The 14794-nt window shown below is 67.7% G+C and carries 13 protein-coding genes; 1 reads left to right on the forward strand and 12 read right to left on the reverse strand.

The genetic code is table 11. From position 1 onward, the window contains the following. Nucleotides 1-689: 689 nt before the first annotated feature. The 10 genes from DFR29_RS27435 to DFR29_RS27480 all read right to left on the reverse strand — a co-directional run bounded on the left by DFR29_RS27435 (nt 690) and on the right by DFR29_RS27480 (nt 10135). Nucleotides 690-1202: a hypothetical protein gene (locus tag DFR29_RS27435; protein WP_133821840.1), complete on the reverse strand. Its 513-nt coding sequence runs from the start codon at nt 1200-1202 to the stop codon at nt 690-692. Then, nucleotides 1172-1459 carry a protein kinase family protein gene (locus DFR29_RS27440; RefSeq protein ID WP_133821841.1) on the reverse strand — a complete coding sequence of 96 codons (288 nt, stop codon included), beginning with the start codon at nt 1457-1459 and terminating at the stop codon, nt 1172-1174. The genes DFR29_RS27435 and DFR29_RS27440 overlap by 31 nt, the downstream gene beginning before the upstream one ends. Then, nucleotides 1456-2760: a DUF58 domain-containing protein gene (locus tag DFR29_RS27445; protein ID WP_133821842.1), complete on the reverse strand. Its 1305-nt coding sequence runs from the start codon at nt 2758-2760 to the stop codon at nt 1456-1458. The genes DFR29_RS27440 and DFR29_RS27445 overlap by 4 nt, the downstream gene beginning before the upstream one ends. Beyond that, a complete protein-coding gene (locus DFR29_RS27450) occupies nt 2757-3740 on the reverse strand; it encodes an AAA family ATPase (protein WP_133821843.1) in 984 nt (327 codons plus the stop codon). The genes DFR29_RS27445 and DFR29_RS27450 overlap by 4 nt, the downstream gene beginning before the upstream one ends. Next, the gene (locus DFR29_RS29495; RefSeq protein WP_166654388.1) at nt 3737-5092 is read right to left on the reverse strand and encodes a DUF4350 domain-containing protein; all 1356 of its coding nucleotides are present in this window, start codon (nt 5090-5092) and stop codon (nt 3737-3739) included. Before DFR29_RS29495 ends, DFR29_RS27450 begins: the two co-directional genes overlap by 4 nt. Then, nucleotides 5089-6705 carry a DUF4129 domain-containing protein gene (locus DFR29_RS27460; RefSeq protein WP_133821844.1) on the reverse strand — a complete coding sequence of 539 codons (1617 nt, stop codon included), beginning with the start codon at nt 6703-6705 and terminating at the stop codon, nt 5089-5091. Before DFR29_RS27460 ends, DFR29_RS29495 begins: the two co-directional genes overlap by 4 nt. After that, entirely contained in the window at nt 6695-7693 is a 999-nt protein-coding gene (locus DFR29_RS27465; RefSeq protein ID WP_133821845.1) for a stage II sporulation protein M, read from the reverse strand. Before DFR29_RS27465 ends, DFR29_RS27460 begins: the two co-directional genes overlap by 11 nt. Before the next feature lie 298 nt (nt 7694-7991). Beyond that, nucleotides 7992-8651, reverse strand: a complete 660-nt coding sequence (locus tag DFR29_RS27470) for an RDD family protein (RefSeq protein WP_243746200.1) — start codon at nt 8649-8651, stop codon at nt 7992-7994. Nucleotides 8652-8692: 41 nt separating this feature from the next. After that, nucleotides 8693-9313 (reverse strand): RDD family protein, encoded by a 621-nt coding sequence (locus DFR29_RS27475; protein ID WP_133821846.1) that lies wholly within the window; start codon nt 9311-9313, stop codon nt 8693-8695. Between the two features lie 75 nt (nt 9314-9388). Then, a complete protein-coding gene (locus tag DFR29_RS27480; RefSeq protein WP_133821847.1) occupies nt 9389-10135 on the reverse strand; it encodes a sulfurtransferase in 747 nt (248 codons plus the stop codon). Nucleotides 10136-10452: 317 nt separating this feature from the next. On the opposite strand from DFR29_RS27480, the gene DFR29_RS27485 reads away from it, so the two are divergent. Continuing rightward, nucleotides 10453-10860, forward strand: coding sequence for a hypothetical protein (locus DFR29_RS27485; protein ID WP_133821848.1), 408 nt, complete (start codon nt 10453-10455; stop codon nt 10858-10860). A 72-nt stretch (nt 10861-10932) separates the two neighbouring features. Here DFR29_RS27485 and DFR29_RS27490 read toward each other — a convergent pair whose 3' ends face one another. Both DFR29_RS27490 and DFR29_RS27495 read right to left on the reverse strand, forming a co-directional pair. After that, nucleotides 10933-12222: an NCS2 family permease gene (locus DFR29_RS27490; RefSeq protein WP_133821849.1), complete on the reverse strand. Its 1290-nt coding sequence runs from the start codon at nt 12220-12222 to the stop codon at nt 10933-10935. Nucleotides 12223-12626: 404 nt separating this feature from the next. Beyond that, entirely contained in the window at nt 12627-14594 is a 1968-nt protein-coding gene (locus DFR29_RS27495) for a reprolysin-like metallopeptidase (RefSeq protein WP_166654389.1), read from the reverse strand. Nucleotides 14595-14794 lie beyond the last annotated feature (200 nt).

A 14794-nucleotide genomic window follows, 5' to 3' on the forward strand; every position in this document is an offset into this window, starting at 1 on the left:
GCTGCCTGTAACGAGACCCGCGCAGCAGGCAAGTCCGGCATGCGCCTGGCCGCAGGCCGGGCCCGGAGCGGCATCTGAAAAAAACATAGCGCGTGATCGATAGCGCCCCTGTGTCCCGAGTCAACCGGCAGGGCCAAAGGCCCGCGCCTGCGACCGTGCCCTGTATGCCCCTGTGCCATCCACTGCCGCAGCGCGCGGCGAGGCCGCCTGCAACGCCGAAGCCAGTCAATACAACGGCGCGTTGTGGCACAAGAACATGACGCTGAACCAATGCCGCCAGTAGCCGGCGCGCTTGGGCCAGGCAGTACAGGAATAGCTTTTGTGGACAAAATTGAACGGCAATCCAGTTCGGTGTACTGCGGAGGCGGCAGTGTGCGCAGCAGAAAGGTCTGCCTGCCGCCCGTCATGCACTGGCTGGCCCGCACCACCGGACAGTTCAGATCGCCGCTGCCCGGCGGACAGGCCGCCGTATCCAGCACCGGGTCGCAGACGACTTGCGCCGCGGCCGGCGAGGCCACCGTTGCGGCAGCCAGCAGGGAAAGACGACAGGAAATACCGCGTGGCAATTCCACGGAAACGAAGGGAATGAGCCAGACGTGCCGTCGCCTGCGACGCGCTGGCGACGACTACTCGGCATGGCGGGGCCGAATCGATCAATGCCTGCAGCACACAGCATCGCCAGCGCCTGCCTATCCGGCGCCGGGCAACAGCAGCAGTGCTGCCGCGCAGTCCGCTGCCGGCGGCGTTGCCGCGGCGGGCCCGGCGGCTTCGCCGCACACGGCGGCATGGCTGTGCCGCAGCAGGTCGATGAAATCGCGCCGGTTGGCGCTGCGTGCCACCGTCAGCCCCTGCGCCGCCGCCGTTGTCGTCAGCACGGGCAGCGCGGTGGCGGCCTGGCCATCGGCCAGCAAGCGGCGCGCATAGCCGTTGCGCAACAGCACGACCGCATTGCTGCGCGCCCCGAAGCACTGCCCGGCCGCAGCCAGCGTGCGGCGGTACGGCACCAGCACTACGTCGCGCTGGGCTGCTGCCTGCGCCAGCACTCCGGCCAGGTTGTAGCTGGCCCGCAACGTATTCGGATTGGTTTCGCCGGCGCTGCCGGCGCTGCCGGCATAGACGGCATAGACGGCAACCGCCTCGCGATACGAGGCCAGCGCCTCGCTGCGACGCTTCAGGCCGATCTGTACCTTGCCGCGCACCATTGCTGTGCGGCGATGGACCGCAGGCCGCGCGCGCCGGCCATGCCTGCGGGTGTGGCTTGCAGGCGCCGGCTCATCGGAGGCGGCGGCGTGTGCAGGATGCGCGCCTGCAAGGTCGGCTCGGCCATGCCGTCCCGCTCGAACGGCGGCAGGCCGCAAAGCAATTCGTACAGCACGCCGCCCAGGGCGCAGGTATCGCAGGCCAGCGTGACCGGGTCGACGTATTCCATCACCGCACAAAAAGCTTCCTGTCCACTCACAGCCGCGCCGCGCGCTTCACCGCCAGGTAGTGCTGCACCAGGGCCGCCGGCAACTCGGTACAGGTGACGTCGAGGACGTCGGTACCTTGCGCGCGCAGCGCTTCGTGGGCGCGGGTGCGCTGCTCCACGTAGTAGTCCAGCGCGGCCACGCTGATCGCATCGGCCAGATCGGCCACGGGCTGGTCCAGCGGACGTTCCAGTACCTGCTCGCGCAGGCTGGCCACGCAGACCAGGTGACGCTTCTGCAACTGGCGCACGGCGCTGAGCAGCTCGTCGATGTCTTCGTCGCGCACGTTGGTGATCAGCAGCACCAGCGAACGGCGCTGCTGGCGCAGGCCGAGCTGGGTAGCCGCATCGAGATAGTCCGTCGCGATCGGGCTGGCATGCAGGTCGAACACGCTGTTGAGCAAGGCATCGATGGTGCCAAGGCCACGCCGCGGCGCGAAATAGCGCGTCTGCCCGCCGGCCGCGAGCAGGCCGACGCCGTCGCCCTGGCGCAGCGCGATGTACGCCACCATCAGCGCGGCATTCAGGCAGTGATCGAAATGCGCCAGGTTGCCGTCGCGGGCGAGCATGCGCCGGCCGGTGTCCACCAGCAGCAGCACCTGCTGGTTGCGCTCGATCTGGTAGTCGCGGGAAATCAGCTTGCGCGCCCGCTGGCTGGCCTTCCAGTCGATCTGGCGCAGCGCATCGCCATTGCGGTACTCGCGCAATTGCTGGAACTCGGTGCCCTCGCCGCGGCGGCGTTTCAGGTGTGCACCGACCACGCGCGAGGCGCGCTCGGCGCCGACCAGGGCCAGCTTGGCCAGCGGTGCGAAATTCGGATAGACACGTACTGCCTGCGGCGGCGGCAGCTGGCGCTGCTGGCACCACAGGCGCAGCGGCGAGGCCAGGCGCAGCATGCAGCCGGCAAAGTGGAAATTGCCGCGTTCGGTCGGGGTGAGGCGGTAGCTCAGTTCCACTTCGCGCCCGCGCGGCAGGCTGGCGCGGCGCGGCAGGCCGAATACCGGCCACTCGCCCGGATGCAGGTCATGCAGCTCTACCGGCAAGGTGCGCGTCGCCGCGTTGCGCAGGCGCAGCACCACGCTGCGCTCGACCCCGACCGGCACCACCGGCGTCAGTTCGCGTTCGATCTGCGGCGACGGCGTGCGCCGCAGCGCCAGCGCATCGGTGACGGCCAGTACCGCCAGCGCACCCATTGCGGCGAGAAAGGCCGCCAGCGGCAGCAGCTCGAACGCGACCAGCGCGCCCAGCGCCGCGCAGGCGACCAGGGCTGCCAGCAGGGCCGGCGCGGGCCTCATCGGCGCGGCGCTTCCACTTTGGTCAGCAGCGCTTCCAGTACGTCGTCGATGCGGCGGCCTTCGATCTGCATTTCCGGCGCCAGGCTGACGCGATGGCGCAGGCAGGGCTTGGCCACGGCACGCACGTCGTCCGGCGTGACGAAATCGCGCCCGTCCAGCACCGCCTGGGCGCGCGCCGCACGCACGATGGCCAGGCTGCCGCGCGGGCCTGCCCCCATGCTCAGGCCCGGCCATTCGCGCGTGCTGCGGGTGATGCGCACAGCGTAGTCCAGCACCACCGGATCGATGCTCACCAGGGCCGTGCCCAGCTGCATGGCGACGATGTCTTCGGGCTTGGCCACCGCACGCACGCGGCTCAGGTCGAAATCGCTGGCACTGCGGCCATGGCTGACCGAGGTGACCATGCGCACTTCGTCGGCCAGCTCCGGATAGTTCATCAGGATCTTCACCAGGAACCGGTCCAGCTGCGCTTCGGGCAGCGGATAGGTGCCTTCCTGTTCGATCGGGTTCTGCGTGGCCACGGTGAGGAACGGCGGTGACAGGGCGAAGCTGCGCGATTCGATGGTGACCTGCTGCTCCTGCATCACTTCCAGCAGCGCGGCCTGGGTCTTGGCGGGCGCGCGGTTGATTTCGTCGGCCAGCAGCAGGTTGGTGAACACCGGGCCGCGGCGGATCTTGAAGCTTTCGGTCTTGGGATCGTAGAAGGCGTGGCCGCTGACGTCGCTGGGCATCAGGTCGGGCGTGAACTGCACGCGCGCGAAGCTGCATTCCAGCGCCATGGCCAGCGAGCGCACCAGCAAGGTCTTGCCCAGGCCAGGCACGCCTTCCAGCAGCACGTGGCCGCCGGCCAGCAAGGCAATCAGCAACTGGTCCAGCACTTCGCTCTGGCCGACGAAGGCCTCGGATATCTGCTGGCGTATGGCATCGGTGCGCTCGACCAGGGCGCTGCCGGTGATGGCCACTCGGACTTCGGCATTCATGTCTTGGCTCGCAATTGCATCAGGGTTCGGATGGTGCTGAGGAATACGTCGGGCTTGCCCAGGCCTTGCGGCTGCAGCGCCTGGCGCACGCGCAGGGGAGGAATCTCGTGGCGCTGCGCCAGGGCCAGCACCAGGGCTTCGCCGCTCAGCGCAGCGGTGACCGGATCGCGCCGGCGCAGGCGCTGCAGGAACGCCCGCAGCACTGCCGCATGCAGCGCTGCGGTGCGCGCGCGGCCAAAGGCGAACTCGCCTGCCGCCAGCACATGCGACAGCAGGGCACGCCGGTGCGGCGATTCCAGCGGCAGCAGCGGGCCCAGGCGCTGGCTGCGCGCCCACAGCCAGCCCGCCAGCGCCAACGCGAGGGCCAGCAGCAGCGGCCAGCCGTGACGCACCAGCAGCACGTACAGCGGCGGCACATCGGTGGAATAGACCAGGAATACACGGCCTTCGCCCAGCGCCGGCCCCAGCACCTGCCAGGTCAGCGCCGCATTGTCATCTTTGTTCAATTCTTTATTTGTCAGGAAATCGAGATCGGCCGCGATGAACAGGTTGCCGTCGCCCCAGTCGTGGCGGCCGAACACGAAGCCGTCTTTGGCATTGCCCCACAGCCAGCTGAAGTCGCTCTCGTATTCGGCATCGGTGAAGAAGCGGTAGCGGCTGCAGTAGCCGTTGTCCGGCGTCGTGTCGTTGTCGGCTGGTGGCTTGGCGGCGGCGTCGGTCTTGCCTGCTTCGGTCTTGCCTGCTTCGGTCTTGCCTGCTTCGGTCTTGCCTGCTTCGGTCTTGCCTGCTTCGGTCTTGCCTGCTTCGGTCTTGCCTGCTTCGGCCTTGCCCGCTTCGGCCTTGCCTGCTTCGGCCTTGCCTGCTTCGCCTGCCGCGGCAGGCGCTGTTGCGTCCTTGCCGGATGCGGTGGCCGGCGGCAGCGTCTTCCAGTCCAGGCAGCTGACATGTTCGCCCACGGTCAGCGCCAGCCTTTCCAGCAGTGGCCCGACGCGGCCTTCGTCGCCGCCTTCGGGCAGGCGCAACAGCAGATGGCCGCCTTCGCCGACCCATTCCAGCAAGGCATCGGTACGCGCCGCATCGATGACACGCACGTCGCTGTGCAGCACGACGGTGTCCTCTGGTTGCAAGGCCATGTCGTCGAGATCGAGGTCGGCCCGGCTGATCGCCTGTATGCCTTGCTGCTGCAAGGTCAGGCGCAGCGCCAGCAAGGGGTTGTAGCGCGCCTCGCCGCGGGGCGGCAGGTCGATTTCCTTGGACACGCGATGAAAGGTGCTGAGAAACCACCAGACCAGCGCCGCCGTCACCAGCAGCGGCAATACGCCGAGAAAAAGCCAGCGCTGCGTGCGGCTCATGCGACGACGCTCCGCGCTTCCGTCCGCGCTTCCGTCCAGGCTGTCAGCAGGTTTTCCAGTTCGGCCGCGCTGGGCAGCCGGCGCGCATAGGCCGCGGCCTGCCAGCAGCGCACGATGCGTGCGAACAGGCCGGCGTAGGCGTCTTCGCCCAGGCGCCGCGCACGGCGCAGGCATTCGGACTCGGTAGCGCCCGGCGGTGCCGGCGTACCCAGTCTTTCATCCAGGCGCAGCACCGCGGCACGGTAGAGCAAGGCCAGTGCCGCACGCTGCTGGCCCTGACGCCAGAGTGTGCGCACCGCGCCCGGCAGGTCGTCGGGCAGGCGGTCGGGCAAGGCAATAGCGTGTTCCTGCAGCGGATCGGGCTGACGTTCGCGTTCGAAGCGGTCGCCTACCCAGGACAGCCACAGGCGGTGATAGCGCACGATCAGCACCAGCAGAACCGCCACCAGCACCCAGAGGATGTTTTCCGCGACGAAGGCCATGCCCTGGCCGACGGTCTGTATCCATTGCAGGCTTGGCGAAACCGGCTTGAACGGCTCGGACGGGTCGGGCGGCGCGATGCGCTCCCAGGTGGTGACTGTGGTCTTGGGGCTCAGGTCGGGATCGGCATAGGCCTTGTCCACGGCGGCGCGAAACTCGGCGTCGCCTTCGTAGTATTCGCCGGCAAAGATGCGCTGCAGGCTGTCGGGCGCGGCACCGGCGGTATCTTCCTCGACGGTCTCGGCGGCCACGCCGCCGACCTTGTCCTGCTGTTCCGGCGTCTCTTTCGCGGTCTCGGCTTCTGCTGCACGCAGCGGGCCAGGCAGCGCCGTCGCCAGCAGCAGGCCGGCAGCGAGCACCAGCAGCGGCACCGTGCCGGCCAGGCGCGCGGCCAGGCGGCGGAAGGCCAGCTCCACGTCCCAGGCTTCCAGCTGCGTGCGCCGGTTCAGATACAGGCCGAAGCCGGCGCCGACGAAGAACGGCTCGATCACGCTCATTGCGATCCAGTAGCACAGGTTCTGCAGCAGCCGCGCCCACAGGGGCATATCCAGCAGCAGGTCCTCCCACACGGCCTTGGACGCCACGGAGAGGAATTCGATAGGCACGAACATCACCGCCAGGGCGACGATGCTGAAGCTCAGCATGGTCTCCATGTTGACCGCGACCAGGGTGGTCAGCGCACTGGTGCCGCTGGCCGCACGCTGCAGCACGCGCACGCGTTCGCTGCGACGCGGCCCTTTCAGCCCTTCCAGCAGATCCACCGGCAGCACCAGCCCGCGGGCCGGATGCAGGCGCCGCCAGGTCAGCCAGGGCAGCATGCTGCGCCAGCCCCAGCTGGCCTGTGCCCTGACCGTCTCGGCCACGCTGGGCGCGGCACCGAATACCGCACGGGAAAGTATAAAAAGCGGCACGCGATCGAAGACCGGCTTGAGCCACCAGAACACGAGTACCGCCAGCCCGACCAGGTCGAGCAGCGCGCCGGCCAGGTTGAGCAGCAGGAATACCGGCAAGGTGACCAGCACCCAGGAGCGCCAGATCGTGCCCGCATGGCGGCGCACCAGGGCGAAGCCAAGGTCGGTCGCCTCCCAGGACGAACGCGGCCTCAGCGCGACGGTGAGGCCTTCAACCCGCATGCGCTGCTCCGCGCCCGCCGCGCCACAGCCAGAGCAGGATGGCCAGCCACAGCGCCGCGCCGACGCCGAGCTTGACCAGGTTGGGCATCCAGCCGATGGACGACCAGAACGCCTCGACGAACGCGGCGAACAGCAGCAGCACGAACACGCCGAACACCAGCTTGGCGCCGAGGATGCCGGCTTCGACCAGGGCGCGGCCGCGGCTGCGCCGGCCCGGCGCGATCAGGGCAAAGCCCAGCTGCATGCCGGCACCGCCCGAAATCACGATCGCCAGCAGCTCCGGCGCGGAATGGCCGACGACGAAACGCCATAACGGCTCGCCGTAGCCAATCGCAATGAGATGGCCGAACGCGGCGCCGAAAAACACGCCGTTGAACACCAGCGAGAAAATGGAACCAACGCAGAAAATCAGCCCGCTGGCAAAGGTGCGGAAGCCGATGCTGATATTGTTCATGATGTAAACACCGAACATTTGCACATCGCTACCGCTTTCGCGGCCCAGCCTGGCATCGCTGTCGGCCGGGTCGTACATTGCTTCGAGCTTGGCGATCTGCTCGGCCGGCATGATCGAATGCACCAGCTCGGGCCGGTATTGCAACAGCGCCATGATGGTCAGCATGGGCAGGAACATCAGCGCAGCCGACAGCCACATGGCGCGCCACTGGCTGCGCACCAGGCGCGGGAATTCGGCGCCGAAGAACTGCACCACGGCCTGCAGCCGCGGCGAACGCGGCCGGTACAGCACCAGGTGGCCGCGGTGGACCAGATCCTGCAGCCGGTCGATCAGCACCACGCTGTAGCCGCGCCGCTGGGCCAGGGCCAGGTGCTGGCAGACACGGCGATAGGCACCGGGAAATTCGAGATCGCCGAACACGCCTTCCGCGTCGCGGCTGCGCTCCTGCACGCGCGGCCGCGTGCGCTGCTTGAGCCACTGCTCCAGCGCCTGCCACTCCGGCTCGTGCCGCTCCTGGAAAATATCCTGCTTCATCGCTGCCGCTGCGGCTTCCTGGAATTCCGATGCAGCCGCGGCGGCGCGCCGGGCCGGGAGGTCCGGCGCACTGCGCCCTGTTCTGCGCCGGACGCTGTGCTAATCGCAGTTGCGCCGGATTTGTGCTCAGACACGGACGCTGCGGTTGCAACCCCTGAGTCTCGGTACATTCCGGCGTGTTTCGCCGCGCTACGCCGTTGCGCCTCGTCGCCGTGCTGCGCGTGCGTCTCCTCGCCGCGCCGGTTCGCGCGGCGAAATGCCTGCGCAATTCCTGTTCGAAAACTCATGCGCCGGAACACTAGCGCCGCCCCAGGAAACTGTTGGCCAGCCCGAGCAGGCGCTGCACGGCGACGGCGCCGCGGGCCTGGGTTAGCTGCGGCAGCAGGTTGGCCAGTTCCTGCTGGCGTTCCGGCGTCAGCAGCCTGGCCCGTTCGGCGAAGGCGACGATGGCTGCCTGCTCTGCCGCAGGCAGCGGAATCGGCGTCGGCACCGCCGGCACCTGCGGCGCAGAACTGTGTCCGTGGGGATTTTCCACATGTATCACCAGCGTGCCGGCCACCATGTCGCCGAAGCGGCGGCTGTGCGTATCGGCCAGCGAAGCCACCAGGCCAAAACCGTACATCAGCGGCAGCATGTCCACCGTACGCATCAGATTGCGCACCACCGAAGCCACCCAGCCCACCGGCGTGCCGTTGGCATTGACCACGCGCAGGCCCAGCGCGCGCTTGCCCAGGGTCTGTCCGTCGCGCAGCACCTCGAACAGCACCGGATAGACCCAGAACACGCAGAACAGCACGATCAGGTACAGGCCCATGCCGGCACTGCCCAGCAAGGCGAGCACGATGGCGCATATCCACACCACGGCCAGGCGTATGGCGAAGTCGATGGCCCAGGCGCAGGCCCGCGGCAGCGCGCCGGCGGCGCGCAGGCGCAGGGCGATGCCCTCGGGCGTTTCCACCAGGGTCAGGGTATCGACCAGGGCTGGCGGGCTTGCCGCGTTCAGACGTTCACCACGAGGGTGTCGGCGGCCAGGTCGTGCAGGCAGCGGCGCTCGTCGCCGAAGATCATCAGCGCGTCGACCAGCCAGAGTACGAAACCGATCAGCGGAATGGCCCGCAGCAGAATGAACGGCAGATAGCGCAGCACGATCAGGCGCCAGAATTCGCAAGGGCTGCCATCGCTGCGCACGATGCGGATACCGACGATCTTCTTGCCCAGGGTCTGGCCATCGCGGTACAGGAAATACAGGTTGAAGCCCAGCACGGCCAGGATGCCGGCGACGAAAATCATGCCGAACACCGCCAGGGCAGCGTCGCCGGAACTGTCGGCGAACTGCGGCAGCACGATCGCGGCGACGACGGACGAACCCACGACGAACACAGTGTCGAGCACATAGGCGCCAAGGCGCACGCCACGCCCGGCCAGCTCGACATCGTCGCCGGCCGGCATCTCGACCGGGGCCAGCGGCGCTGCATACGGATTGGCCGCTGGCAGCGGCGGTGGCAGCGCATAGGGATTGGCCTGGGGCAGCGGCGGCGGCTGCGCATAGGGATTGGCCTGGGGCAGCGGCGGCGGCTGCGCATAGGCCGAGGCTAGCGGTAATGGCGGCGGCTGCGACACTTTTCCCCTCCCTGCGTGGAACCGGCACTGTAGCCGCGGCCTGCGGCGCCCACAATCGGCTGCGACGGCACGCCGCTAGGCGGCGGGCGCCTCGTCGACCAGCGGTTTCAGATCCGGTGCCAGCGCGACCCGCTCGTCAAAGACGAAGCAGTGTCCTTCATACCCCCACCCTCCCACCTGCTCGAAATAGCCGAGAATGCCGCCGTCGAGCTGCAACACCTCGGGCAAGCCGTTGGCGCTGAGCCACAACGCGGCCTTTTCGCAGCGGATGCCGCCGGTGCAGAAGCTGACCACGGTGGCATCGGCCAGTTCTTCCAGCCGCGGCGCCAGCGCCGCCGGCAGTTCGGTGAAGCGGTCTATGGGCAGGCTCAGCGCACCGGCAAAGCTGCCCAGCTGCACTTCCTCGCGGTTGCGTGTATCCAGCAGCACCAAACGCCGGCCGCTGTCGTCACGGCCCTGGCCTATCCAGCGCGCCAGGTCTGCCGGCGCCACGCTGGCCGCGCGGCCACGCAGGGGATCGGCCTGCTCGCGGCGGAAACTGATGATCTCGGACTTGAGCTTGAACTTCAGCCGGGCGAACGGCAGTGCCTGGCTGTGGCTGAATTTGACCGCGATCGCGGCGAAGCGCGCGTCGCTGCGCAGCAGCGCGAGAAACGCATCGATGCCGGCGGCGCTGCCGGCAAGGAACAGGTTGATGCCTTCGTGCGCCAGCAGCACGGTGCCGCGCAACTGCTGCGCCTCGGCGCAGGGCTTGAGCAGGTCGAGCAGTGCCTGCGGCGCATCGACAGGGACGAAATGGTAGGCGGCGATATTCACGATCATCGCCGCATTGTAGCCGCAGGCACCTGATTCACGGCACTTTTCGCGCGGCAGCAGACCGCGGCGGCACCCCCGCCCCTGCCCGCCGCCAGTGCCCCGCCCCTGTCGAAAGACAGGTCGTGCCGCCAGGCTTGCGCCAGTGCCGCAGACAAAATCCGTTTTGCATCATTCTCCACAACAGGGAAACACCGCAGCGCCGGTACGCCACTCCGCCAGGGAACAGGAAGTTCCCGCGTACCGGCGGCGCGACCACCCACCCTGTGACGGCGCGCCGCGCCGTCCACCTCGCCGCACATGTCACAGCCAACCCGGAGTACCGCATGGCCACCATCAGCAACGTCAGCCTGAAGATCGATCCCATCGCCAGCAACAAGCGGCGCAAGGTGACGGTCAGCTATTCCCTGCGCTTCAACCCGCGCGAAGAAGCCGCCGGCAGCGTATTCGAGGAAAACGTCGTGCTGCGCGGCGACGATCCGATCTTCGACGACGACCGCGCCGTCATCGCCGCCAGCTTCGTCAAAGCCGTACCCGGCACGCTCAACCGCAGCTTCACCAAGCAGGTTTCGCAGAACCGCCTGGACGAAGACGGCGACACCATCATCTTCGGCGTGCCGGTGCTGACGCTGAAAGACGAGCTGTACGCCCGCGTCACGCTGAAGCCGTTCGCACCACGCCCGGCCCAGGCCGACTCCAACCTGGTCAGTGGCCAGTTCGGCCCCGGTGCCTGAAACCGCGGCGGCGCCGCACACCGTTGCGGCGCCGCCGCGCCGCCCGCCGCTGCGGGCGGCACCGCCTGGCGCTCAGGCCAGGGCGAACTTGGCCACGAATACCAGCGCGATCAGCGCCACTGCGGGCGGAATCTCGCGCCAGCGCCCGGCCAGCAGCTTGATCGCCGCATAGCTGATGAAACCGAAGGCAATGCCGTGGGCGATGGAAAACGTCAGCGGCATGCTCAGCGCGCAGATCAGTGCCGGCGCGGTTTCGGTCAGGTCGTCCCAGGACAGTTCGGCCAGGCCACGGCTCATCAGTATGGCGACGTAGATCAGCGCCGGCGCCGTGGCGAACGGCGGTACCGTCGCCGCCAGCGGCGAGAACAGCAGCGCGGCGAGAAACAGCAGCGCGACGACGACGGCAGTCAGGCCGGTGCGCCCGCCCACGGCCGTACCGGCCGCGCTTTCGATATACGCCGTCGTCGACGAGGTACCCAGCAGCGCACCGGCGGCAATCGCGCTGGAATCGGCCAGCAGCGCCCGGCGCAGGCGCGGCAGCCGCCCCTGCGCATCGAGCAGGCCGGCGCGGTGCGCCACGCCGACCAGGGTACCGCTGGCATCGAACAGTTCGATCAGGAAAAACGTCAGCACGACCGTGACCAGCCCGGCCTCCAGCGCCGCGCCGATATCCAGCTGCAGCAGCGTCGGCAACAGCGACGGCGGCGGCGCGAACACGCCGGCGAATTTCGCCTGCCCGCCGATCAGTGCCGCGATCGTGACGGCGAGAATGCCGATGACGATGCCGCCACGCACCTTGCGCGCTTCCAGCGCAACGATCAGCACCAGGCCCGCGCTGGCATACAGGGCCGCCGGTGCATGCAGGTCGCCCAGGCCGATCAGCGTGGCCGGATTGGCCACGATCAGGCCGGCGTTCTTGAACCCGATCACGGCGAGGAACAGGCCGATGCCGGCGGAAATCGCCAGCTTCAGCGAGGTCGGAATCGCGTTGACGATCCATTCGCGCACACGCAGCAGGCTCAGGGCGATGAACAGGCAGCCCGAGATGAACACCGCGCCCAGGGCAGCCTGCCAGCTGAAGCCCATGCCGTTGACCACGCTGAAGGCGAAATACGCATTCAGTCCCATGCCCGGCGCGAGCGCGATCGGATAATTCGCGTACAGCCCCATCACCGCCGAACCGATCGCCGCGGCCAGGCAGGTCGCGACGAATACCGCGTCGCGCGGCATGCCGGCGGCGGCAAGAATGTCCGGATTGACGAACATGATGTAGGCCATGGCCAGAAACGTGGCCAGGCCGGCCATGCATTCCGTGCGCACATCGGTCGCGTGCTCGCGCAGGCCGAACCATCGATCGAGCATGGGTGTCTCCGGCGGGGTCGCGGAGATTCTACGCAATGAGGATTGTGGGGAGGGGCTGCGGTTGCGACTGCAGGCTGCGCGACGCTGGATGCGGAACGCCCTCTCCTCCGACTACGTCGGGGGAGAGGGCCGGGGTGAGGGGGCAGGTGTCAAAATCGACCTTGCCCACATGCTTTTGCGATGCAACCACGGACGCGAGTCCTGGCTTGCGCGAAATCCAGATTTCGAGGCAAATCTGGGCGCCCGCCCCCTCTCCCAACCCTCCCCCCGCTGCCGTTCGGAGGAGAGGGTTAAAGTCACGGCCCTCTGCACCAGCACCACCAGCACCGCCCGAACTATCGATGCTTCAGCCCTTCAGCACTTCCAGCGGCACCTGGCAAATTGCTTCCGCAACATCCCCCCGCTTACGGCGCAGCCACCTGGAACCCATTCGCAAAAATCACATCGCTGGCTGCCGTAATCGCAAAATTCGGCGCCGAAATATTGAAGAAGATATTGCCCACGCAGGAGACCCGGATACGTGCCGCCGACGTCGTGACATTCGGCACCACGATCGTCGCCGAACCACTGTTCGGAAAGCTGCCCACGTTGAGCGGATAGGTCAGACCGCCGTCGGTGGAAACATCGATGCCGACCTGGGCACAGCTGATCGGCGCGGCCGCGGTGCCGGCCACGTCCCAGGTCACGCTCTGGCTGCTGTTGCCGGCCCAGCTCACCGCCGTGTTCGGCGTATTCACCTTGAATGCACCGCTGGTGACCACCGACTGCACCGTCATGTCGGCGCTGCTGGTGCTGCCGGAATTCGGCACGTTGTCGCGCACGGTCAGGCGGAAATGCAGCGTACGTGCCGTGGTCGGCAGGACTTCGCCTTTCAGCGCGGTACCCGCAACGAGATTGGACAGGCGCGGAATCGTGCGCACGCCCGTCGGCGTGGGATTGAGCGAACGCATGATCGGACCGTTGCCCGGATCGGCCGCCAGGTTGTTGTTCGCCGGGCCGATGTCGTTCTGCTCCCAGCCGTAGCTGAGCGTGCCGCCGCTGCTGGTGGTAGCGCTACCGCTCAGCGTGAACGGCGTGCGCGCCGGAACGATGAAGCTGGACAGGGGCACAATGACCGGTGCCGGGTTCGGATTCGGCGTGGCCTCGGCACAGCCGGCGCCGGCGCCAGCGGCATAGGTGCCGATCTCGTTCAAGCTGCTGGCGGTGAAATACGGATCGGAGTTGGGCTGCAGGTCGGCCGCGCCGCAGATGCCGGCATAGGCCATGATGGTCGAACCGCTGCCGGGCTCGTACGCGGTGGGGCCGTTGCGATTGCCGCCGCAGCTGCTGGTCGTGCTGTTGAAGGTGTGGTCGCCGCCGAACTGATGCCCCATTTCATGCGCGACATAGTCGATCCAGAACGCATCGCCGGTCGGGTTGGTCGCACCGGTGGTACCGTCGCCTTTGAGTCCGTTGCGGCAAACCACGCCCAGGTTGGCCACGCCCGAACCCGAGGTCAGCACGTGGCCGATATCGTAGTTGGCCGCGCCGATGACGCTGTCCAGGTGCGCGCTGTTCATGTCGATGGCGTCGTCGCCGTCCGGATACGGGTCGCCTGCCGCGGTCGCATAGATGATCTGGTCGTTGTTCGCGACCAGCGTCATATGGATGGCGAAATCCTTCTCGTAGACCTGATTGACACGGTTCATCGTCGCCACCACGCCGGCCAGGCCATTGGCGACGCTGGCGCCGCCGGCAGGGCTGACCGCGGCCACGTACTGGTGCGTAGTACCGACGGCGGCGACGTAGCTGCGCCGGGTGGTGCCCGTCGTGGTCATCGGCACGGGCAGCGCACGCAGGCCGCGGTCGATGGAACCGGATGCGGGCTTGCCGTGCACGCCGCATTGGAAATCGCGGCTGGCGCTGAACTGGCCGCGCGAGAAACTCATGTAGTCGTTGCCGCCGCCCCTGCTTTGCGGCTGCACTATCCAGACACCGTCGGCGGCAAACACCATGGCCTGGAAGCCCAGCGGTGAAACATCGATGCGCGCCTGCGTGCCGTCCGCGGCAATGCCGATATAGCTTTTTATCTGTGGATATTTTGCCGCCAGCTGCGTCGGCATCACGCCCGAATCGCCCAGCACGAATTCATCGAAACCGCCATCCGGACGCGGAACTGCCAGCGCTTCGCCCTGGCGCGCAGGCCCGCTCAGGAAGGTCTGCAGTGCGGCCTCATCCAGCGCCGTGGCGCGAAAGGTCTGCGCCTGCGGTGCATCCGCGGCCAACGCACGCTGCACGGTCTCGCGCCACAGGGATTGCGTGGCCGCGGCGGCCAGCACCGACGGTGCGGCCACAAGCAGCAGCGCTGCCAACACAAATTTCAGTCGTTTCATGAATGATTCCCTGAATCGAAAAGCCGGCACGTCATGCAAAATTTTCTGGCTCGACGCCACACGCAATGTGAAGTCGCCGCTGGCAGCTGGGGTTGCGACACACATTGGCCGGACCGCAGGAACGAGCGCGCATAGGCCGCAAGACCTACACCCCAGGCAAGCATCGGCGAATCGACGCAATTGGAGCACCCCTGCCTGTG

This window comes from Tahibacter aquaticus (genome assembly GCF_004363655.1).
GTDB classification, from domain to species: domain Bacteria; phylum Pseudomonadota; class Gammaproteobacteria; order Xanthomonadales; family Rhodanobacteraceae; genus Tahibacter; species Tahibacter aquaticus.